The organism is Alteromonas sp. 38 (assembly GCF_902506055.1).
GTDB lineage: Bacteria > Pseudomonadota > Gammaproteobacteria > Enterobacterales > Alteromonadaceae > Alteromonas > Alteromonas lipotrueae.
This window is the reverse complement of sequence record NZ_LR733300.1, coordinates 4,282,674-4,302,792: the sequence shown is the minus strand read 5'-3', so window position 1 is coordinate 4,302,792 and position 20,119 is coordinate 4,282,674. Positions and strand designations below refer to the sequence as shown.

Genomic DNA, 20,119 nt, shown 5'->3' with positions numbered 1-20,119 from the left:
GTTCAATTTACCCACCTACTGCCAAAATTGCTCAAAATACGTTAAAATAAGCGCGAATTTATTATTATAAAACGCAGCATTATTGAACTTCATGGCAGATATCACTGCTGCTTAGTGAGTAATGACTGGGTAATAAAAACGACAGAGGGAATGTTTTGATTCCGGAAAATACAAAAGATAAATCTGCCCAAAATCGGGGCGGACAGGGTGGTTTATTCTCCCGATTCCTCGCCACTGTGGAATTTCTTGGAAATTTGCTACCACACCCCGTGACTTTATTCGCGATGTTAGCCTGCTTTATCGTGGTGTTAAGCGGTATTCTTGGCTATTTCGATTTAGCGGTAGTTGACCCTCGTCCTGAAGGAGCAAAAGGTCGCGAAGCTGATGGCATGATAGAAGTCATCTCATTAATGAGCGCGGAAGGCTTGCAGCGTATTGTTACTGGTTTGGTGACTAACTTTACCGGCTTTGCTCCTCTTGGCACTGTGTTGGTTGCATTGCTTGGTGTGTCGGTTGCTGAGCATTCAGGCTTGTTGTCAGCCACCATGCGTTCATTAGTGATGAATGCTTCAAAGCGCACGGTTACTTTTGCTGTCGTGTTTGCAGGTATTATTTCAAATACCGCCTCAGAGCTTGGCTATGTGGTGTTAATACCGCTTGCCGCTATGATATTTCATTCGTTAGGTCGCCACCCTCTCGCGGGTCTTGCCGCCGCCTTCGCCGGTGTATCCGCAGGTTACAGTGCTAACTTGTTGCTTGGCACGGTAGATCCCTTGCTCTCAGGTATTACCGAAGCCGCTGCTCACATGATTGATCCTGATTATGTCGTAGGCCCAGAAGTTAACTGGTATTTCATGTTTATCAGTACCTTTGTGGTGGCCACTATGGGTGCTTTGGTTACTGAGAAAGTCGTAGAGCCTCGACTCGGTAAGTTCGACGAATCAGAAGCTTCTGTAGATTTAAGTAAGCAATCAATGGATGCGCCTTCTGATATTGAGAAGAAAGGGCTTCGTTGGGCAGGCATCGCCTTTGTAGCGGTATGCGGTATTTTGGCGCTCACTATTGTGCCTGAAAACGGTATTTTGCGTCACCCTGAAACCGGCGCGGTAGCGGGTTCTCCTTTCTTAAAAGGCATAGTTGCCTTTATCTTTGTTTCTTTTGCCGTGCCTGGCTTTGTTTATGGCCGTGTTACAGGCTCGATGAAAAATGATCGTGATGTAATTGATGCCATGGCAAAAAGCATGGGCGCAATGGGGTTGTATATTACCCTGGTCTTCTTTGCTGCGCAGTTTGTGGCTTTCTTTAAATGGACTAACTTGGGCACAGTGTTAGCCGTTAAAGGCGCAGCGCTTCTTCAAGCGGCTGGCCTAGATGGCCCGTCAGTGTTTATTTTATTCATCTTAATGTGTGGTGTGGTTAACTTATCGTTAGGTAGCGCCTCGGCGCAATGGGCAGTAACTGCCCCTATTTTTGTGCCTATGCTGATGTTGATTGGCTATTCACCAGAGGTTATTCAGGCGGCGTATCGTATCGGAGATTCAGTAACGAATGTTATTGCGCCAATGATGAGTTACTTCGGGCTTATTTTAGCCATGGCAGCACGGTATAAGAAGGACCTAGGTATGGGCACCTTGATTGCGATGATGCTGCCTTATTCCATGGTATTTATCGTGGGTTGGACCATACTGTTTTATCTGTGGGTCTTTGTATTAGGTATGCCTGTTGGGCCAGGTGCAGCCACCTACTATCAGCCTTAACTGGTTGAAAATATTAAGACTAAAAAGGTGGCAAAGGCCACCTTTTTTAATCGCTAAATTTAATTGCGCCAATCGTGCTAAATTTGTGGTCTATTCACCCAAAATTGCCGTAAATTCAGTATACTAGTTATATTGTTTTTTCAGTGCGGAATAGTTGATGAAGTTCAAAAGCAATCAGGGTTTTACTCACAGTCAATCAGACAAAATAGGCGTGTTGGTTACCAATTTAGGTACACCTGAAAGCCCCACTGCGGCCGCCTTGCGCCCTTACTTAAAAGAGTTTCTTTCAGACCCACGGGTAGTAGAGATCCCTCGTGCGCTTTGGTGGTTCATTTTAAACCTCATTATATTAAATACTCGCCCTAAGCGTTCAGCTGAAGCTTATAAAACCGTTTGGACGGAAGAAGGTTCACCGTTACTGACTATTACGAAAGCCCAAGCAACGGCAATAGAGGCGCGTTGCAAAGCAGAATATGGCGACGATGTCGTGGTTGATTTTGCTATGCGCTACGGCAACCCTGCTATTAGCGACACCATTGAACGCATGTTGTCGCAAGGTGTAAGAAAGTTAGTGGTATTGCCTTTGTACCCTCAATATAGCGCCTCTACTACGGCGTCTACCTTTGATGCTATTGCGAAAGACTTTACTAAGCGCCGCTGGTTACCAGAACTACGTTTTGTGAATCATTACAACGACAGGCCTGATTATATTAAAGCGTTGGCAAATAAAGTGCGCGCATATTGGGAAGAACATGGAAGAGCTGACAAGCTTATTCTTTCTTATCATGGTATTCCAAAGCGTTACTTGTTGAACGGCGACCCCTATCACTGTGAATGTCATAAGACATCACGCTTGTTAGCAGAAGAACTCGGGCTAACTCATGACGAGTACATGACTACCTTCCAGTCTCGTTTTGGTAAAGCAGAGTGGTTAAAACCCTATACTGACGAAACGATGAAGTCTTTGCCAGGCAATGGGGTGAAATCAATTCAAGTGATGTGCCCAGGTTTTTCTGCAGACTGCTTAGAAACTATTGAAGAGATAGGTGAAGAAAATCGCGAATACTTCATGGAAGCGGGTGGTGAAAAATACGAGTATATTCCTGCGCTGAACAGTGACGAAGAACATATCGATATGCTGTTTGATTTAGTTAAAGAGAATTTACATGGTTGGACTGTGAATAAAGATACTGCACTACGAGCTGGCTTAGCTCGCGCCTTAGGTGCCGATAAATAGCCAGTATTTGTTATTACGTTAATAAGGTAGCTAAACATGGATAGTAAAGCCCCAAAGGCACTGTTAAAAGCACAAAAGTTAGCAAATTTACTTGATACCGCTGTTAAGTTACCGATTATTCCTATTCGGATAGGCCTAGACTCTATCGTTGGCCTTATTCCAGGTGCGGGTGATGCACTAATGCTGCTCGTTTCTTTACGCATTGTGTGGCTGGGGAAATCATTGGGAATGCCCAGTGCATTGGTTGCGCAAATGGTAAAGAATTCCGCTATCGATTTTGGCTTAGGCTTTGTTCCCTTCATTGGCGATATCGTTGACGTATTTTATAAAGCAAACCAAAAGAACGTACGCTTAATGGAAAAGTGGTGGATAAGCGAAAATAAAGCCGATGTAGATAGTGCAACCCAAAAGAAGCTGGCGAAGTGGAGCGCCGCGCTAGATAAAGAATAACTTTTCGACTGTAAAGGTAGAGTAAAGAATAAAACTTTATCTGAGATTTTGAATCAAGATTATGCAATCGATGGTTCAACATTCTCAGGTGGGTTATGACAAAAATAGACAATGTCTTGCTGGTAAATCGGCGAACAATAATAAAGGCGGTAGCAGGTGTTTCTGCCATTCCCTTAGTATTTTCGTTTATGGGATGTGGCGGTTCAAGTTCTGATTCGTCTTCAAATCTCAATACGGGTACCTCCGACGATACGTCTGATGATGTATCGGACGATATCGCTGATACGACAGATGGTTGGGCTTCTGGCGGAACGTCCTCAATGACCGACGACTTTCCTGATGATTCGCTTTTTGACGACACTTCCGCCTGCTCGATTACTCTTACTCAGGCGCTAACAGAAGGTCCATGTTATTTTCAAAGTGAATACTTAGACGATATTTCAGATGAGCAAACTGGCCTGCCAATGATGCTTTGTTTACAACTGGTAGACGAAAGCTGTGCCCCGTTATCAGGATATGAAATTGAAGTATGGCATTGCGATGTAGATGGGATTTATTCTGGCGATACCAGCAGTAGTGCAGATAGCAGCAATTTTAATACCTCATTTTGCACAGGAAACGATAGCGACGCTTTACAGTCACAGTGGTTTAGAGGTATCGCCGTTACCGATGCGAGCGGGCGTATTAATCTTAAAAGTTGCTTCCCTGGTTGGTATAGCAGTCGCGCTATTCATATTCACTTTAGAATAAAGCAAAATAATAGCGATGAACTTATCTCTCAATTTGGTTTCTCAGATACGTTTGTGCAAGACATTTGCGTCAATCACACTGATTACGAACATCGAGGCGCGCCTGATACCTTGCTTGGAAGCGACACTGTGTTTAGCAGTGATTCCGACAGTTATTTATTCAATACCGCACAAAACAGCGATGGCTCTCTGCTGGCCTATAAACGAATTATGCTGAGCGCTTAGCATTATTGAATAGGCTTCATGGCATTAACTGGCTATGAAGCCTAGATCAGCGTTTAAATTAAGTAATTATCCTAGATTCATAAATACCACACTAATCGTTATCTATACTCATTGCGTAGCAACCTTTACTAATACGTGTTTGCCACGTAAAAATTAACGGAAAATGGAGTGTAGGATTAATGAAAGCGTCTGACCTTTTCGTAAAAGCGTTGGAAGCTGAAGGTGTAGAGTACATCTTTGGTATTCCTGGCGAAGAAAACCTCGACTTGCTTGAGTCGTTAAGAACCTCCTCAATTAAACTCGTACTCACCCGCCATGAACAAGGCGCGGGCTTTATGGCCGCCACTTACGGTAGATTAACCGGTAAAGTGGGTGTGTGCTTATCTACTTTAGGGCCCGGTGCCACAAACCTCGTTACTCCAGCCGCGTATGCACAGCTTGGCGCTATGCCCATGTTAATGATCACGGGGCAAAAGCCAATTAAAACCAGTAAACAAGGCCGATTTCAGGTTATCGATATTGTCGACATGATGCGCCCCATTACTAAATTTACTACGCAAGTGGTCAGCGGTGACCGTATTCCCTCGGTAGTACGCGAAGCATTTCGGTTAGCATCGGAAGAGCGCCCTGGTGCTGTCCATATAGAGCTTCCGGAAGATGTTGCTGATGAGCACACCTCAGTACCATTGTTAACGCCTAGTACATCAAGACGCCCCATCGCCGAATACAAAGCAATTTCATCAGCCATTTCAATGATTGAAGAAGCTACCTCTCCGTTGTTGTTAATTGGAGCGGGGGCAAATAGGAAATTAACCGCAAAAATGCTGCGCGAGTTTGTCGATAAAACGTGTATACCGTTCGTGACTACGCAAATGGGTAAAGGGGTGCTAAATGAAAGTGACCCTAGATTCGCTGGAAATACGGCATTATCTGATCATGACTTTGTGCACAGAGCGATAGAGAGAGCCGACCTTATCATTAATGTTGGCCATGACGTGGTGGAAAAGCCGCCATTCTTTATGCATGACAATGGCAAGAAAGTGATTCATATGAACTTCGAGTCAGCCGCCGTGGACCCTGTGTATTTTCCACAGCTTGAGGTAGTGGGGGATATTGCCAATAGCATTTGGCAAATTAAAGAAGGAATTACACCGCAAAGTGACTGGAAGCTCGACTTTTACAAAGACGTGCACGATGCCTATGAAAGACACAGAGCGGAAGCAGAAAACGATAATCGATTCCCCATTCTGCCGGAACGCTTTGTGCGTGACATCAGGAAGGTCATGCCAGATGATGGCATAGTGACCCTAGACAACGGTGTGTACAAAATCTGGTTTGCTCGCAATTACCCCGCGTACCACCCCAATACCTTGTTGCTAGATAATGCGTTAGCATCAATGGGCGCTGGTTTACCGTCGGCAATAGCAGCAAAGCTGGTGAAGCCTGATGTGCCTGTTATGAGCGTATGCGGCGATGGCGGCTTCATGATGAACAGCCAAGAAATAGAAACCGCGGTTCGTCTTAAGCTTGACCTAGTTGTGATCATCCTGCGTGACGATGCGTACGGAATGATTAAGTGGAAACAAGCTAATATGCAGTTTGATGAATTTGGTTTGGATTACGGCAATCCGGATTTTGTGAAGTATGCAAAAAGTTACGGTGCTCATGGTTGGCGTGTAGACAGCACAGAATTGCTCATTCCTATGGTGGAGAGTTGTTTAAGGACACCAGGTGTTCACGTTATTGATTGCCCCGTAGACTACAGCATGAACGATAAAACACTGAACCAGACGATTGCCGAGTTAAGCGCGAAATTATAAGGAGTGATCATGTTAAAAGGCAGCTATCCCTATTACCTTGCAAGCGAACCTTGTTTTGCAAATACCGATTTAGACGTAACCAATAAATACACAGGCGAAGTGGCCACAAAAGTGGCATTAGCCGATGCACAAGTCATTGATAAGGCCATTGAGGCTGCCGAAAAAGCACAGCCTGCAATGACGGCATTGGCGCCCTACGAGCGCCAAGCGATATTAGAACATTGCGTTAAGCGATTCACTGAACGTGCGGATGAACTAGGTAAAGCTCTGTGTATTGAAGCAGGTAAGCCGATTAAGGATGCTAAAGGCGAGGTCAGTCGGCTAATTGATACTTTTAAAATAGCCGCTGAGGAATCGGTGAGAATTAACGGGGAAGTGGTTAATTTAGAAATCTCTGCCCGCGCCAAAGGCTACCAAGGTATGACGAAGAAAGTGCCTATTGGCCCTTGTTCGTTTATCTCTCCGTTTAACTTTCCGCTGAACCTAGCCGCGCACAAAGTGGCGCCGGCTATTGCTGCTGGGTGTACGTTTGTGCTTAAGCCCGCTTCTCGCACCCCCATTGGTGCATTGATTATTGGCGAAGTGTTAGCCGAGTGCGAGTTGATGCCCAAAGGGGCATTTTCAATTCTTCCTTGTAGCCGCGATGGTGCCGATTTATTTACGACCGATGAGCGATTGAAGCTACTTAGTTTTACGGGTTCACCTGATGTAGGTTGGGCGCTAAAAGCGAAAGCAGGCAAGAAGCCTGTGGTGTTGGAACTTGGTGGTAACGCCGCTTGTATAGTAGATGAAGATGCTGACATAAGTGATGCTATCGACCGAATTATCATTGGGGCCTATTACCAGTCTGGTCAAAGCTGTATTTCTGTGCAGCGCTTATTGGTGCATTCTTCAATCTACGATGAATTTAAGTCTCGCTATGTAGAACGGGTTGAAGGCTTAGTGTCTGGCGATCCTAGCGATGAAGATACTTTCATTGGCCCCATGATTTCAGAAGGTGAGGCCAAGCGTTTGGAAGGTTGGGTTAATGACGCGAAAGAAGCTGGCGCAAGTTTGCTATGCGGCGGTGAAAGAGACGGTGCCATGCTGCAAGCGACAGTCATGGAGAACGTGCCAAAAGGCTGTGATGCCAACGCTGAAGAAGCGTTTGGTCCGTTATCTATTTTGCAGCCGTTCGACGATTACGACAGTGCCTTAGAGGAAGTGAATAACAGTCGATATGGGCTACAAGCGGGTATTTTTACTCGTGATATCTATAAAGCCCATAAAGCTTGGAACGTGCTTGAAGTGGGTGGAGTAGTAATAGGTGATGTTCCCAGCTGGCGTGTAGATAATATGCCTTATGGCGGTGTAAAAGATTCAGGTCTTGGCCGCGAAGGTATTCGCTATGCCATAGAAGACATGACAGAAACACGCCTAATGGTTATTCGAACGCCCTAGGCTTTAATAGGCAACATAGTTAATAAGCGGGCGCTTCTGATGGGAGCCCCCGCTTTTTTACTCCGCTGCAAAGGCTTCAAGGGTGGTTAGAGGAATAATATCAAGCGCACGCTCGTGGGTTGCTTCTAATCTAACTTTGGGCGCAACCCCCGCTTCATAAGCCTGTAACCATCTGGCGGCGCACAAGCACCATCTATCGCCGGGAAGTAAGCCTGCAAAGTCCATACTGGGCCAAGGCGTGATCAAGTCATTGCCTTGGCGGAGGGAAAATTGTAAAAATTCATTGGTAACTACCGCACACACACTGTGGTTACCCACATCTGCATCGGGCACATAGCAAAAGCCTTCTCTGGTGTAACCTGTGTTACCGCAACACAGTTGTAGTGGTCGTCCATAGACATTTTTAGCATTAGCCAAAACGAATACCTCTTTTTGCGCGTATAAGCATTGATTGTATACCTATTTCTAGTAAAACTCAGGCACCTGCAAGGCGGTGCTTGCACAATGCCCCAAGTGTTCTAGTTACGGGAACCTAGCGTAGATAGATTTGAATGACTTCCTATTTTGTAAACTGGTGTTAGTGCATGTTAGATAAAAGCCAAAAATCAGCGCCCATTAATTTTTCTCAGCAGGAAATTGACCGCTTTGATGCGCTAGCAGAAAGCTGGTGGGATCCCAATGGAAATTACAAAACCGCGTTAGATTTTAATCGTGCACGGCTATCTGTGATTGAGTCTCAAATAACCAGTCACTTTTTACAAAGTGGGCAAGCGCAGGGCTTTTCTCAAAATGCGTCTACAGCAAATTCCCAAACGAATTCCATTGATAAAACAAAGCCTTTCACAGGGCTTTCAATCGTAGATATTGGATGTGGTGGTGGGCTCATCAGTGAACCGCTTGCATTAAAGGGGGCGGATGTCACAGGCATAGATGCAAGCGCCATGAGTATTGAAGTGGCGAAACGGCACGCGAAGCGAAGCAATGTGAAGGTTAACTACATACATGGGCTTTCGTCCGACTTAGTAAGTCAAGATCGCCAATTTGATATAGTAGTTAATGCGGAAGTTGTTGAACATGTGCCTGACCAAGCGCAATTAGTACAAGAGTGTGCAAGCCTAGTGAAGCCAGGCGGATTATTGGTGCTTGCCACGTTAAATAGAACCATTAAAAGTTTTATTATTGCGATTGTAGGCGCTGAATATGTCATGCGATATTTACCCATTGGTACTCACGACTGGCAAAAATTTGTTAAACCCACTGAACTCAACCAATGGGTAGGTAAAGAGTTTACGCTTAGTCATGAGACCGGCATGGCATTAAATCCACTCACCAATGTATGGAAACTTACGCCTAGCCTCAGTGTAAATTATCTCCAAGTTTACCTTCGTACGTTATAAACCCAATAGTAGGTACATTGCCCTCTCGTCGTAGGCCTATTTAAATGCGACCTATTATAAATGTGGCCGCTACTTACTATTTACTTTCGTCAGCTATTCACTCTCGCTATTTTCTTTATTCGCGCATTAAATAGTATGAGGGCGCATACCCTTTCAGAGGACTAGCCCTCTGAATATAAAGTGTTTTACATTTATGCTCCTCGATAACCAAGCTCGCCACTAAAACCTTAAACCAAATCAGCTGAGCATGACTCTCTCATTTTCCTTGTTATTTACATTAATTTAACATAGAAATAACACAGGTCTGGCCTCAGACCACTAATGTTTATAATTCAAGGAACATGCAATGAAACTAAGAACGAAAATAACAACGCTCATGCTGTTTTTGCTTGTCGCAGTATTGCCATCTCAATCTTGGGCAGGCAACTATGCTAAAACACAATACCCTATTGTACTGGTTCACGGTCTCTTCGGCTTTGATGACATCTTGTTTGTAGATTACTTTTACAAGGTGCCTCAAAAACTATCTCGAAACGGCGCAGTAGTTTATATCGCAGAAGTGTCTCCTTCTAATTCAACCGAAGTGAGGGGAGAGCAGTTGCTCAACTATATTGACGATGTACTTGCACTTTCTGGCGCCCAGAAAGTTAACCTAATTGGCCATAGCCATGGGGGCCCAACAGCAAGGTATGCCGCGAGCGTAGCACCAAGTAAAGTGGCGTCAGTGACATCGGTAGCTGGTGTGAACTGGGGAAGCGCTGTGGCAGATGTATTAAAAAGTGGTCTTACGGAAGGGTCTGTACAAGAAGGTACGGTGGGGTTGATCACCGACGCTTTTGCTAATCTTATCGAACTTGCATCGGGTTCAGATCCTCGAGATAAACCCACAGATTCTGTGGCGGCACTAACCTCGCTATCCACCTCTGGTTCAGTGGCCTTCAACGCTCGTTACCCCGAAGGCATGCCCTCGGCCTACTGCCGCAATGACGGCAAACAGGTAGGCGAGAATGGTGTTTACTATTATTCTTGGAGTGGTGGTAGAACTTACACAAATGCGCTGGACGTGGTTGACCCTTTTCTTGCCATCACTGGATTAGCATTTGGTGAAACCAATGATGGGTTAGTGTCTTCGTGCAGTTCTCATTTAGGTAAAGTGCTTAAAGATAACTACAAGATGAACCACCTTGATGAAGTTAACCAAAGCTTTGGCATCACCCATTGGTTTGAAACGAATCCAGTGGATGTATTTGTTGACCAAGCCAACCGTTTGAAAAACCAAGGCTTATAATGAGCAGGTGGGTATTAATGGGAGGGGGCGTTGCCCTCTTTTTCGTACTCGTAGTTATTATTTCAATAAGCGAGAGTCAGAATGTTGGTGATGGGGAGATACGTGAAAATCGCCAACTTTCAACGTCAGCATTACCCAATAAAGAAGCGACAGAAACTGAAATTAAAAAAGCGCTTCAGCCAGTCAAGAAACTCAATGACCACGGCTCAAAATTGCCAGTATTCACCTTATATTTTGGTGTAAAAGACAATTTCGATCGCTTTATTTTTGCTAATAAAGGTGCTTCAGATAGCGAGGTTACTGAACGGTTTGCTGTAAATGCTAATAATATGTATGAGATTAGGTCGGCCATATACGCCGCTGATGTATTCACCCGATATGTTGAATATAAAGTGGCATTGGCAACTACCGATGCCGAAATCGAAAAGGTGCTCACTGTATCAAAAGAGAGCACCGTCACCGATGTTACTTATGCTGGTATTTCGTTAAGTGACGTTGAACAAAAGCTAGCAACGAGAGACAAGCTGCGACTTAGTTACTTTTCTCAACAAGAGTATGAGTACTTGTTTTCTGCCGATACGGCCATTGACGCAAGGGCTCTTGCCCGTCTTGCTATTGCTAACGATCGGGGCCTCTCGAGGGAGCAAAAACGCAATGAAATCTTTGGTCAATTAAACGCATTAGATAAGCAAGCAAAAGCGGCATTTCAACCTACCTTAAACATGGAGAAAATTAATCAACTTAAGCAAAAACTTGTAGATTCAGAGTCTCGTTACCACGCCATTGCAGCTGAATTTGGCCATCAGACAGCCGAGCGGTTTTCGGCATTATGGGAGGCGCAAGCACTATGGCAACAACGCGTAGATGCCTACCGCAAATATCAGCAACTCATAAGCGCTAGCGGAATGAAAGAGGATGCACGGCAAGATGCCTTGTCAACGTACAGGCACACTCACTTCTCGAAGACCGAACAAAAGCGGCTGCGAGTGTTAATCGACGCAAATCCGTGAACAGGTATAACCATTCAAACTTTTAATAGTTGTACCCTAATGGAATATGATTTGAACCCATGCGCAAGCAGTACTAGTCTGGTTGTTTACATCCTAACAATACGATATTGCCCATGAAAATTTACGAGACCAAAACAGCGCCTAATCCTCGCCGTGTTCGCATGTTCCTTGCCGAAAAAGGGATAGATAAGTCACAAATAGAGTATGTACAAGTAGATATTCAAAAGGGTGAAAATTTAAGCGCAGAAATGCGCGCTAAAAATCCACTAGGTAAAATTCCTATTTTAGAGTTGGATGACGGTACTTGTATTGCAGAAACCGACGCTATTTGTACTTACTTTGAAGCCATTCATCCTGAGCCTTCATTATTAGGCGCTACCCCTATTGAAAAAGCCACTATTTCGATGTGGCAACGGCAAGTTGAAATGGCGCTAATGTTACAAGTAGGCATGTGCTTTCAACACACCACAGGTTATTTTAAAGACAGAATGGTGCCGGTACCGGAATACGGTAAAGAAGCCGGTATCAATGCCTCGAAGTACTTTAATATTCTCGAACGCCGACTCGAACTACACGAGTTCATAGCGGGAGATACTTTTTCCATTGCGGATATTACTGCGCTATGTGCCATCGATTTTGCACGGGTGATCAATATTCGAATTAAAGATGAACAAACTAATCTACAACGTTGGTACGACAACGTTAGCAGCAGAGCGAGTGCAAAAGCCTAATGATAGATTTATACACCGCAGCCACACCCAATGGTTGGAAAGCGTCAGTAGCACTAGAAGAAATGGAACTCGATTATACTGTGCACGCCGTAAATTTAATGAAAGGCGAGCAAAAAAACGCTGAGTTCCTCGCCATGAACCCGAATGGCAGAATCCCCGTTATTGTGGATAAAAGCGAAGGCGACCATGTGGTTTTTGAATCTGGCGCTATCATGCTTTACCTAGCTGAAAAGACGGGTAAATTTTTACCCACAGATGCCAAAGGCCGAAGCCAAGTAATGCAATGGGTTATGTTTCAAATGGGGGGGGTTGGGCCAATGATGGGGCAGGCGAATGTGTTCCATCGCTATTTAGAAGAAAAAATCCCCATTGCTATCGACCGATATCAAAATGAAGTACGCCGATTGTTTACGGTGCTAGATGGTCGATTGAAAGACAACGAATATTTAGCCGGTGATTACAGCATTGCCGATATGGCGAACTGGTGCTGGGTGCGAACCTATGAATGGTCGGGCGTGAGCATTGAAGGGCTAGATAATTTAACTCGCTGGAAAAACAGTATCGAGGCACGCCCTGCGGCGCGCCGTGGCGTTGAAGTTCCCAATAAAATCGATAAAGAAGCGTTAATAAAAGGCGCTAAAAAAGTGGTAACCCGATAGCACGTTACTCTAATGTGTTAACGAATCCCTGCGCCAGTACTTTTATGTGCGCAGGGCCTATGCCGCAACATCCGCCCACAATCGAAGCGCCAGCGTTCACCCACGTTTGTGCGTACGCTAAATATTTTTCAGGGGTGACATCCTCACGCAACGTAGACAGCATTTCATTAGCATCGTGCTTTCTAACATGCTCTGAAAAACTATTGGCATAAACACCAATGGGAATATCGGCATTGTGCGAGTGCGTAAACGTAATGGCTGCTTCCATCTCTTCAGGCTGCGAGCAGTTAAACAACACGGCATCCAAGTTTTCTAGTGTGGGCAGTATTGCATTCAGTGGCTCACTAGAACGTAAGGTAACAGGGTTTGAAAAGTCATGACGATTACTGAGTGAGTAAGAAAGCCAAATTGGTTTAGATGAGTGTTTTTTTATTAAAGAGGTTACGGCGATGGCTTCTTCTACCGAAGATACGGTTTCTACAAGCCAAAAGTCGATGTAGGGTGTTTGTGCTTCAATCAACGGCAGCAAAATAGCAGCGAGTTTCTCGGCACAGAATAGCTCAGGTTTGTAAGAGCCAAAAGCCGGAGGAATACAGCCAGCAACAGACACATCACGCTTCTTAGCCATATTGCTGGCAATAGTAGCCGCGCGCTCTGCGAGCGAAAATGCTTGCTCATCAAACTGTTTTTGCCCTATATGAAAAGGCACTAACGCGTAAGTGTTGGTGGTAATAATTTTTGCACCCGCATCCACGAAGTTCTGATGTACTTGGGCTACTAAATCGGGCGCTTCGATTAATGAAAGAGCCGACCATTCAGGTTGCCTAAAGGGGGCTCCAACTTTTTCTAATTCTCGGCCTAATCCACCATCAAGAATTATAACGTTTGACGATGTCCCTACCGATGAGGCTTTTGTAGCCTTGCCTGTGAGTGAAGTTGTAACCACGTTACCCCTGCTTTTGTTTAACATATATACACTAATAGTAGTTCGCGATTAGCGACAAGTTTGCGCTGCCGATAGACTGCGCTTTGCTCCCTACGTTACCTGCACTAATACTACCTTGAGTAACGCCTCGAAGATCAGCATCTTTTAACGTGCTTTGCACGCAGGTAACCAATTCTTGTTTTATATTCTGTGGCATGGCTCCATCGATAATAATGCCATCTAGGTCGAGCATGCTAAATGCGCAATGTGTGGCAAAGGCAATACCCTTGGCTGCCTGTTCCATCCACACTTGAACGATGTGCATAAATTCTGGATTAGTTTTTAATCCAGACCAATGTTCCGGAGCCTCATATAATTTATTGCCATTTAGTCCCGCGTCATTCAGTTGTTTTTCTAGCAAGTATAGCGATGACTGGGTTATTAGTTGTTGCTGTTGGATTTGGGCGTTGGATAAAAAAGGTAAAGAACCAATTGCGCCTGCATTCCCCGATTTTCCAGTAAATAGCTGATTGTTAATGACCAAGCCGCCGCCAAGAAAAGTGCCAACAAATACATAGAGGAAGTGGTTAAATCGATGCGGGTTACCGAAAGCCATTTCTGCACTACACGCCGCCGTTGCATCGTTACTCACATAGATGGGTAACTCTAGAAGCTCAAAGAGCGCAGCCTGAATATCAAGACGCTTCCATGCTTCTAATGCGTCAGCAGGAGCCCCGGCTTCTTCTGCCCAACTCCAGATTTCAAACGGCATGGCAATGCCTAGTCCGCGGATACGGGTTCGTTGCTCGTTACTGAGCTGTTGCGTTATTACCGACACACCGCGCTGGGTAAATGACAATAAGTGATCGACGGTGGGGTAGTCGACTTTTTCGTGAAGCGACGATCTTACATTGCCAGCCAAGTCTAGCAAGGTCATGTCAAAACTGCGGCGACCAATTTTTAGACCCAATCCAAACGCACCCTCTGCATTCAATCCAAAAGGCACTTTAGGTTGCCCAACACCACCGCGAACCGGCGGCAATCTCTTAACGAGGTCGTCAGATTCTAGTTTCTTAATAATGACCGTTGCCGACTGCGCAGATAAACCTGTGCGTTGCGCGATGTCGGCTTTTGGAATGGCGCCATCTTGACGAATAAGGGTGAGTATATCCCGTTCATTTTGAGTACGGTTGTCTAGTGGGGCAGTTGCACAGTAGTGCATGTCTCTTTCTAATGCGCTTTCTGATGAACCCGTGTGCTCGTGGGATTTTGTCATTTACAGTGTACCTGAATCATTATGGAGTGAATGTTATAACAAACAGCATCAATAAGTCATGGATAGATACTAATTCAATATCTTCAACATAATTCACCGAGGCGAGTTTTTCTCTACCAATCAAGCCGATAGATTACGCATTCATCACTATGGATGTCAAAGTGATAAAATAATAAATCAACAAGGTTGATTTATCTGTGGTGCTAGTTAATACTATGCCCCAATTAATTAACTATAATTTAACGTGCCCGTCGGAATATCCTTCGGCTACGCTTATTATCCATGACTACAGCGGCATGAAGACTAATGTCATCGCTGTTAGCTTCAGCCAGAGGTGTTTATGAAAATTTTATGTTTAGGCGAAGTACTTATCGATATGTTAAGTGCGGGTGCGGCGGACCAAAGCGAAATGCCAGCAATGAATTCATTTCAGCCATATGCTGGTGGTGCGCCCGCAAATGTAGCGGTTGCTGTTGCTAAGCTTGGCGGCCAAGGCGCTATGGTGTCTAAAGTAGGGGACGATACCTTTGGCCGTTTTCTTCAAGATATGCTTAGCTATCACAATGTAAACACTGATTATGTTTGGAGTACGAAAGACGCCAATACGGCACTGGCCTTTGTTAATCTAGATAAAGACGGTGAACGTTCTTTCGACTTCTATGTTGATAATGCCGCACATAAGCACATTGGCGAAGATGACTTAGCCACGGTTGCCTGTGACGATACTAGCGTGCTGCATTTTTGTTCTGGCTCAATTTCAGGCCCAGAATTGCTACCTGGCACCGACTATATTCTAAATAAAGCCAAGCAAGAAAATATGCTTGTCTGTTTAGATATAAACTATCGCTCAGCGTTTTGGGACGACACAGCTAATGCCCCAGGCCGAATTGACGACGTGGCTAAGAAAGTGAGTATCTTGAAAGCAAGCCGCGAAGAGTTGTCAGAGCTTTACGGTGAAGAAAATGCCCAGACTCACGTACAACAATGGCTAGATAGCGGCGTTAAAGTGGTATTAGTGACTGATGGCGGAGAACCTATTCAGTACATAACAAAAGATTTCAGCGGTACCTTGGCTTCGCCAAAAATGGACGTAAAAGATACGACTGCCGCGGGCGACTCATTCATTGGTGGCTTTTTGTATTTCTTATCTACTAAAGTGGCTAACAGTGCAGAATTCGATAAGTGGGCAAGCAGCTTCGAAAACGTAAGCGAAGCCACCGAGTTTGCTATTCGTTGTGGTGCATACACAGTAACGCAATACGGCGCGTTTAGTGCACTGCCTACCATGGAACATATTGCGAAATAGGGAATGTATTGGCGCACAAAGTGTTGATATGAATATAGAGATATTATTAAAAAAGCAAGGCGAGTATGCCTTGCTTTTTTATTGCCGGAAATACATAGCGATACAATTTAAGCGAAGAGGGTAGGGCTTCTCACCTCTATACCGTTTCGTCTAGATTTAGTTTTGATGGAAAGAGCCATACAAATCGAAAGTAGCAAAATGACTAATGAACTTGGCTCGGGAACGAAATAGTTATCTACGCCACTGTCTGCAACTAAAGCTAGAGATGCGACCCCCGAATTAATTTGCGCCCATTCTAAGAAGTCATCGAAGTGATCTGTGCGAGGTAAAGATAGATTTCGACCCATTATACTGTTGTTTCTGATGAGCTCTTCTGGGTTTAGTGCGCCGCCGCTGTATTCATCGAATAAACCTATCATATGGCCGAACTCATGAGCAGCTATTACCCCTTGACGATTATACGAATAACCTGATGGGCTACCCGTATACCAATGAGTCAAGTTCACATTTCCATCACCTTCAGTGACATAAACAGTATGGTCAGCGCCCGCATTCGTGCTTAACCAATCCACATTAAATACAGTGTCGTAAAAATAAGTACCGTCAGATAAATCAAAGGCATTACTCCAAATGGATTCAATGCCTTCTTCCCATATGTCCCGCAGTGCGCTACCGGGGTCATCATCAGTGAGAAAAACGTCAACATCAATAAGTAAATCCTGATCAACAAAGCCAATATCGTAACTTGCCGTCCACGTAAAATTACCCCAAGGGTTTTGAGATAAAATACTATAGCTGACAGTCTCAGTTGCGATATTAGTAATTAGGCCAGCGTTACTCGCTGTGGAAAAAAGGAAAAGGAAACCAATAAGGCAATGTTTGAACGATCGCGAATACAGCATTATTTTTTGTCCTTGGCGAAGCATTAATTTAGGCTCGCGCACATGTAAAATGTATAACAATTTCTTTTCTAACAGTAAGTTAGATGAAATAGAAAAAGCTAATATACATTAAGTGTAAGCCAAAACTAGCGTTTGTAAAAAAAATGTTTCATTCAGCTCATGATTCAATAAGCGCTTTCACGTTGATAAGTGAGTCAGCCTCGTTGGCAGGCTTATCCCAACGGATACGGTGTATGCGAGGAAATCGTAATGCCACCCCTGATTTATGCCGTTTGGACGGGTGAACCGCATCGAAAGCAACTTCTAGGACCAGCTCTTTTTTTACTTCTCGAACAGGGCCAAAACGGCCTATCGCGTTTCTTCTTACCCAGTTATCTAGCTTCTTAAGCTCTTCATCGGTAAAGCCTGAGTAGGCTTTACCGATAGGCAGTAATTGCTCATCTTGCCATGCGCCAAAGGTGTAATCGGAATAAAAGCTAGAGCGCTTACCGTGCCCTCGCTGGGCATACATCACCACGGCATCGACCACCAGAGGATCTCGCTTCCACTTATACCATTGTCCTTTTGGTCTGCCGGGTACATAGTGGCTACTTGAACGTTTTATCATCAACCCTTCTACAGCACGGTTTTCACACACCTTTTTGTGTAGCGTTCGAAGCCCTTTAGGTGAATCGGCATATAAACGCACTGACAGATGCAAGCGAGAGGGCGTATCTTTGTCTTGAGTACCATTGTGATAAAACCAATCTTCGAGTGCTTGACGTCGCGCGCTAAGGGGGGAGTCGGTTAAATGCTTCCCCTCTAACACCAATGCATCGTAAACAATAAGCCCCGCGGGGTTTGTTTTCATTAACGCGGCAGTGGGCTTCTTCTTATTTAACCTTTGTTGTAGGGCGTTGAAGGTATCTACTTCTTGGTTATGCATCACCAACAGTTCGCCGTCTAGCACCATGTTGCCACTAACACTGTCGAGAAGGTCGGGAAATGCGTGACTGATGTCATCACCAGTGCGGGAAAACAGGGCCTTTTCAGGCTTTTCTTTTGTGGTGTTGCAAACGAGTTGCACCCGAATACCGTCAAACTTATGTTCTATTTGCCATGCTTCGGGGTCGAAATTGTCAATATCGCTTTGTTCAATGGGATGAGACAGCATGACTGGGTGGAAGGTAACCGCGTTACTGATATCAGGTTTAGCCCCGTTACCTTCTAGCCATTCGAGAAGGTCGGTATAAGGCGGTGCGACGCCATGCCATAACTTTTCTATTTCAATGATATCTAGGTTGCCGTAGTCAGCCAAAATCTGTTTGATAGAGCGAGCGGATACACCAATTCGTAGCCCCCGTGTACCAAGTTTTAAGAGTGCCCAGCGCTGAGATGGGGTCATTATAGTGAGGTAATTCGCCAACGTTGCTGCGACTTTTTGTTTACTTATACTCGCAAACGTATCTACCACTTCAGACAAGCTAGGCAGTGCTTCATCAGGTGCATTTTCAGGCGCTAGTTCGGGCCACAAGTGGGCTACGGTTTCACTAACTTCGCCCACATAATCGTAGCTCATTGCAAATAGCTCTGGGTCTACCCGCTCGGTGATCAGCTTTTTAACTGTATTTCGTTTGAAGAAATCAAACTTAAGCGTACCTGCCATAGCGGCGATTGCCCAGCCCCTATCGGGGTCAGGCGTAGTAGCAAGGTATTGCAGAATAAGCTGTGCTTTGGCTTTAGTGCCTGAGGTGTAGTAAAGCTGTTCTAATAATTCGCTAAACGCCTGCATTACTATTCCTCCTGCGCCGCTTCATCGTAACCTACCAGCGATAGCGCTCGTGCTTTAAACCCCATTTTCTGTGCCTGATATATTAAGGCATCTTCACGACCGTGGGTCACCCATACCTCACTAGGGTTGACTTCGGTAAGGGTTTGCAATAACTCTGGCCAATCACAATGATCTGAAATAATAAGTGGCAACTCAGCGTTGCGCTGCTTAGCTCTGGCGCGAATTTGCATCCAGCCAGACGCCAACACAGCACGAACGTGGGGTAAGCTTCTCGACCACCTATCGGCCAAGGCTGAAGGGGGCGCCAACACGATTTCGCCCGCTAATAACGCCTTATCCTCTACCTCGCTAACCGGAATAATACGACCAAGGGCGATACCTTCTCGTTCATATAAGTCACATAACTTTAGTAGCGCACCGTGAAGATAAATAGGTTTGGCATAGCCGGCTTCACGAAGCGCTAAAATAACCCGCTGGCATTTTCCTAGCGCATAAGTGCCAACTAGATGGCAGCGTGTTGGAAACACCTCAAGGGAGTGCAACAGCTTTTGCATTTCTTGTTCAATTGGCGGGTGGGCAAATACCGGTAAACCAAAAGTAGCTTCGGTAATGAGTACATCGCAAGGTACTACCTCAAACGGCGGGCATGTAGGATCGTGCCTACGTTTGTAATCGCCAGATATCACCAGCCGATAACCCGCATACTCAATGAGCAATTGTGACGACCCTAAAATATGGCCAGCAGGGTAAAAGGTGACCTTTATCTTGCGTTGGCCTTCTTTACTTGGGTCACTGTGACTTTCAGTAGTGGCTACTTCATCAAATTCTACGCTTTCACGATAGGGCACGGCTATCTGTTCTTCAGCCATATCATCACCGTACCGAGTGGTCATAATAGCCATGGTTTGCGGGTGGGCGAATACTCGTTTGTGACCGGCTCTAGCATGATCAGCATGACCATGTGTAACAAGTGCGGTTTCAACGGGCTGCATTGGGTCGATATAAAAATTGCCCGGCACAAAATACAAACCTGCGTCGTCTGTCTTCATCCACTTTGAAGGGTGTATTGTATTTTCAGCCGTCATATAAAACCTGCATGCTCTTCGTTAGCGTTTCATATGACTACGGTGGTTTTACGTAATTGGTTGAGCGTAGTGGAAAATTAAACTCTTCTGC

The 20,119-nt window shown here is 45.0% G+C and carries 18 protein-coding genes; 12 read left to right on the top strand and 6 right to left on the bottom strand.

The window, feature by feature from the left end:
* Positions 1–155: 155 nt before the first annotated feature.
* The 6 genes from FLAVO9R_RS18550 (at position 156) to FLAVO9R_RS18525 (ending at position 7,678) form a co-directional block, all read left to right on the top strand.
* The gene (locus tag FLAVO9R_RS18550; protein ID WP_220099906.1) at positions 156–1,757 is read left to right on the top strand and encodes an AbgT family transporter; all 1,602 of its coding nucleotides are present in this window, start codon (positions 156–158) and stop codon (positions 1,755–1,757) included.
* Positions 1,758–1,914: 157 nt separating this feature from the next.
* Positions 1,915–2,994, top strand: a complete 1,080-nt coding sequence (gene hemH / locus FLAVO9R_RS18545; protein WP_159533723.1) for a ferrochelatase — start codon at positions 1,915–1,917, stop codon at positions 2,992–2,994.
* Positions 2,995–3,030: 36 nt separating this feature from the next.
* Positions 3,031–3,444 (top strand): DUF4112 domain-containing protein, encoded by a 414-nt coding sequence (locus FLAVO9R_RS18540; RefSeq protein WP_159533721.1) that lies wholly within the window; start codon positions 3,031–3,033, stop codon positions 3,442–3,444.
* Between the two features lie 95 nt (positions 3,445–3,539).
* Complete coding sequence (locus tag FLAVO9R_RS18535; protein WP_159533719.1) at positions 3,540–4,418, top strand: dioxygenase family protein; 879 nt, start codon at positions 3,540–3,542, stop codon at positions 4,416–4,418.
* Between the two features lie 179 nt (positions 4,419–4,597).
* Positions 4,598–6,238, top strand: coding sequence for an acetolactate synthase large subunit (locus FLAVO9R_RS18530; RefSeq protein ID WP_159533717.1), 1,641 nt, complete (start codon positions 4,598–4,600; stop codon positions 6,236–6,238).
* 9 nt (positions 6,239–6,247) lie between these two features.
* Complete coding sequence (locus FLAVO9R_RS18525) at positions 6,248–7,678, top strand: aldehyde dehydrogenase family protein (RefSeq protein ID WP_159533715.1); 1,431 nt, start codon at positions 6,248–6,250, stop codon at positions 7,676–7,678.
* Positions 7,679–7,735: 57 nt separating this feature from the next.
* On the opposite strand, the gene FLAVO9R_RS18520 is transcribed toward FLAVO9R_RS18525, so the two are convergent.
* Entirely contained in the window at positions 7,736–8,095 is a 360-nt protein-coding gene (locus FLAVO9R_RS18520) for a DUF2237 family protein (protein WP_159533713.1), read from the bottom strand.
* Positions 8,096–8,262: 167 nt separating this feature from the next.
* Between FLAVO9R_RS18520 and ubiG the strand changes: the two genes are divergently transcribed.
* The 5 genes from ubiG to FLAVO9R_RS18495 all read left to right on the top strand — a co-directional run bounded on the left by ubiG (position 8,263) and on the right by FLAVO9R_RS18495 (position 12,763).
* Positions 8,263–9,075 carry a bifunctional 2-polyprenyl-6-hydroxyphenol methylase/3-demethylubiquinol 3-O-methyltransferase UbiG gene (ubiG, locus tag FLAVO9R_RS18515; protein WP_159533711.1) on the top strand — a complete coding sequence of 271 codons (813 nt, stop codon included), beginning with the start codon at positions 8,263–8,265 and terminating at the stop codon, positions 9,073–9,075.
* A gap of 346 nt (positions 9,076–9,421) precedes the next feature.
* The gene (locus FLAVO9R_RS18510; RefSeq protein WP_420838758.1) at positions 9,422–10,363 is read left to right on the top strand and encodes an esterase/lipase family protein; all 942 of its coding nucleotides are present in this window, start codon (positions 9,422–9,424) and stop codon (positions 10,361–10,363) included.
* Positions 10,363–11,373, top strand: a complete 1,011-nt coding sequence (locus FLAVO9R_RS18505) for a lipase chaperone family protein (protein WP_159533709.1) — start codon at positions 10,363–10,365, stop codon at positions 11,371–11,373. Before FLAVO9R_RS18510 ends, FLAVO9R_RS18505 begins: the two co-directional genes overlap by 1 nt.
* Positions 11,374–11,486: 113 nt before the next feature.
* On the top strand, positions 11,487–12,104 hold the full coding sequence (locus FLAVO9R_RS18500; RefSeq protein WP_159533707.1) for a glutathione S-transferase family protein: 618 nt from the start codon (positions 11,487–11,489) through the stop codon (positions 12,102–12,104).
* Positions 12,104–12,763, top strand: coding sequence for a glutathione S-transferase family protein (locus FLAVO9R_RS18495; protein WP_159533705.1), 660 nt, complete (start codon positions 12,104–12,106; stop codon positions 12,761–12,763). The genes FLAVO9R_RS18500 and FLAVO9R_RS18495 overlap by 1 nt, the downstream gene beginning before the upstream one ends.
* 4 nt (positions 12,764–12,767) lie before the next feature.
* On the opposite strand, the gene FLAVO9R_RS18490 is transcribed toward FLAVO9R_RS18495, so the two are convergent.
* The gene (locus FLAVO9R_RS18490) at positions 12,768–13,709 is read right to left on the bottom strand and encodes a homocysteine S-methyltransferase family protein (protein ID WP_159533703.1); all 942 of its coding nucleotides are present in this window, start codon (positions 13,707–13,709) and stop codon (positions 12,768–12,770) included.
* A gap of 31 nt (positions 13,710–13,740) precedes the next feature.
* Positions 13,741–14,964, bottom strand: a complete 1,224-nt coding sequence (locus FLAVO9R_RS18485) for an ROK family transcriptional regulator (RefSeq protein WP_232370701.1) — start codon at positions 14,962–14,964, stop codon at positions 13,741–13,743.
* A gap of 340 nt (positions 14,965–15,304) precedes the next feature.
* Between FLAVO9R_RS18485 and FLAVO9R_RS18480 the strand changes: the two genes are divergently transcribed.
* Positions 15,305–16,270: a carbohydrate kinase family protein gene (locus tag FLAVO9R_RS18480; protein ID WP_159533701.1), complete on the top strand. Its 966-nt coding sequence runs from the start codon at positions 15,305–15,307 to the stop codon at positions 16,268–16,270.
* Between the two features lie 107 nt (positions 16,271–16,377).
* Here the strand turns inward: FLAVO9R_RS18480 and FLAVO9R_RS18475 are convergent, their stop codons facing one another.
* From FLAVO9R_RS18475 to FLAVO9R_RS18465, 3 genes are all read right to left on the bottom strand, one after another.
* On the bottom strand, positions 16,378–17,172 hold the full coding sequence (locus FLAVO9R_RS18475) for a PEP-CTERM sorting domain-containing protein (protein WP_159533699.1): 795 nt from the start codon (positions 17,170–17,172) through the stop codon (positions 16,378–16,380).
* 157 nt (positions 17,173–17,329) lie between these two features.
* Entirely contained in the window at positions 17,330–18,943 is a 1,614-nt protein-coding gene (locus FLAVO9R_RS18470; protein ID WP_159533697.1) for a cisplatin damage response ATP-dependent DNA ligase, read from the bottom strand.
* Between the two features lie 2 nt (positions 18,944–18,945).
* Positions 18,946–20,028, bottom strand: coding sequence for a ligase-associated DNA damage response exonuclease (locus FLAVO9R_RS18465; protein WP_232370700.1), 1,083 nt, complete (start codon positions 20,026–20,028; stop codon positions 18,946–18,948).
* Positions 20,029–20,119: the final 91 nt, after the last annotated feature.

What these genes read in the sequence shown, in the direction of transcription:
- FLAVO9R_RS18525 (WP_159533715.1), top strand. Translation starts at nt 6,248, where the DNA reads ATGTTAAAAGGCAGCTATCCCTATTACCTTGCAAGCGAACCTTGTTTT.
- FLAVO9R_RS18510 (WP_420838758.1), top strand. Translation starts at nt 9,422, where the DNA reads ATGAAACTAAGAACGAAAATAACAACGCTCATGCTGTTTTTGCTTGTC.
- FLAVO9R_RS18505 (WP_159533709.1), top strand. Translation starts at nt 10,363, where the DNA reads ATGAGCAGGTGGGTATTAATGGGAGGGGGCGTTGCCCTCTTTTTCGTA.
- ubiG (WP_159533711.1), top strand. Translation starts at nt 8,263, where the DNA reads ATGTTAGATAAAAGCCAAAAATCAGCGCCCATTAATTTTTCTCAGCAG.
- hemH (WP_159533723.1), top strand. Translation starts at nt 1,915, where the DNA reads ATGAAGTTCAAAAGCAATCAGGGTTTTACTCACAGTCAATCAGACAAA.
- FLAVO9R_RS18480 (WP_159533701.1), top strand. Translation starts at nt 15,305, where the DNA reads ATGAAAATTTTATGTTTAGGCGAAGTACTTATCGATATGTTAAGTGCG.
- FLAVO9R_RS18535 (WP_159533719.1), top strand. Translation starts at nt 3,540, where the DNA reads ATGACAAAAATAGACAATGTCTTGCTGGTAAATCGGCGAACAATAATA.
- FLAVO9R_RS18485 (WP_232370701.1), bottom strand. Translation starts at nt 14,964, where the DNA reads ATGACAAAATCCCACGAGCACACGGGTTCATCAGAAAGCGCATTAGAA.
- FLAVO9R_RS18540 (WP_159533721.1), top strand. Translation starts at nt 3,031, where the DNA reads ATGGATAGTAAAGCCCCAAAGGCACTGTTAAAAGCACAAAAGTTAGCA.
- FLAVO9R_RS18530 (WP_159533717.1), top strand. Translation starts at nt 4,598, where the DNA reads ATGAAAGCGTCTGACCTTTTCGTAAAAGCGTTGGAAGCTGAAGGTGTA.
- FLAVO9R_RS18470 (WP_159533697.1), bottom strand. Translation starts at nt 18,943, where the DNA reads ATGCAGGCGTTTAGCGAATTATTAGAACAGCTTTACTACACCTCAGGC.
- FLAVO9R_RS18465 (WP_232370700.1), bottom strand. Translation starts at nt 20,028, where the DNA reads ATGACGGCTGAAAATACAATACACCCTTCAAAGTGGATGAAGACAGAC.
- FLAVO9R_RS18500 (WP_159533707.1), top strand. Translation starts at nt 11,487, where the DNA reads ATGAAAATTTACGAGACCAAAACAGCGCCTAATCCTCGCCGTGTTCGC.
- FLAVO9R_RS18475 (WP_159533699.1), bottom strand. Translation starts at nt 17,172, where the DNA reads ATGCTGTATTCGCGATCGTTCAAACATTGCCTTATTGGTTTCCTTTTC.
- FLAVO9R_RS18495 (WP_159533705.1), top strand. Translation starts at nt 12,104, where the DNA reads ATGATAGATTTATACACCGCAGCCACACCCAATGGTTGGAAAGCGTCA.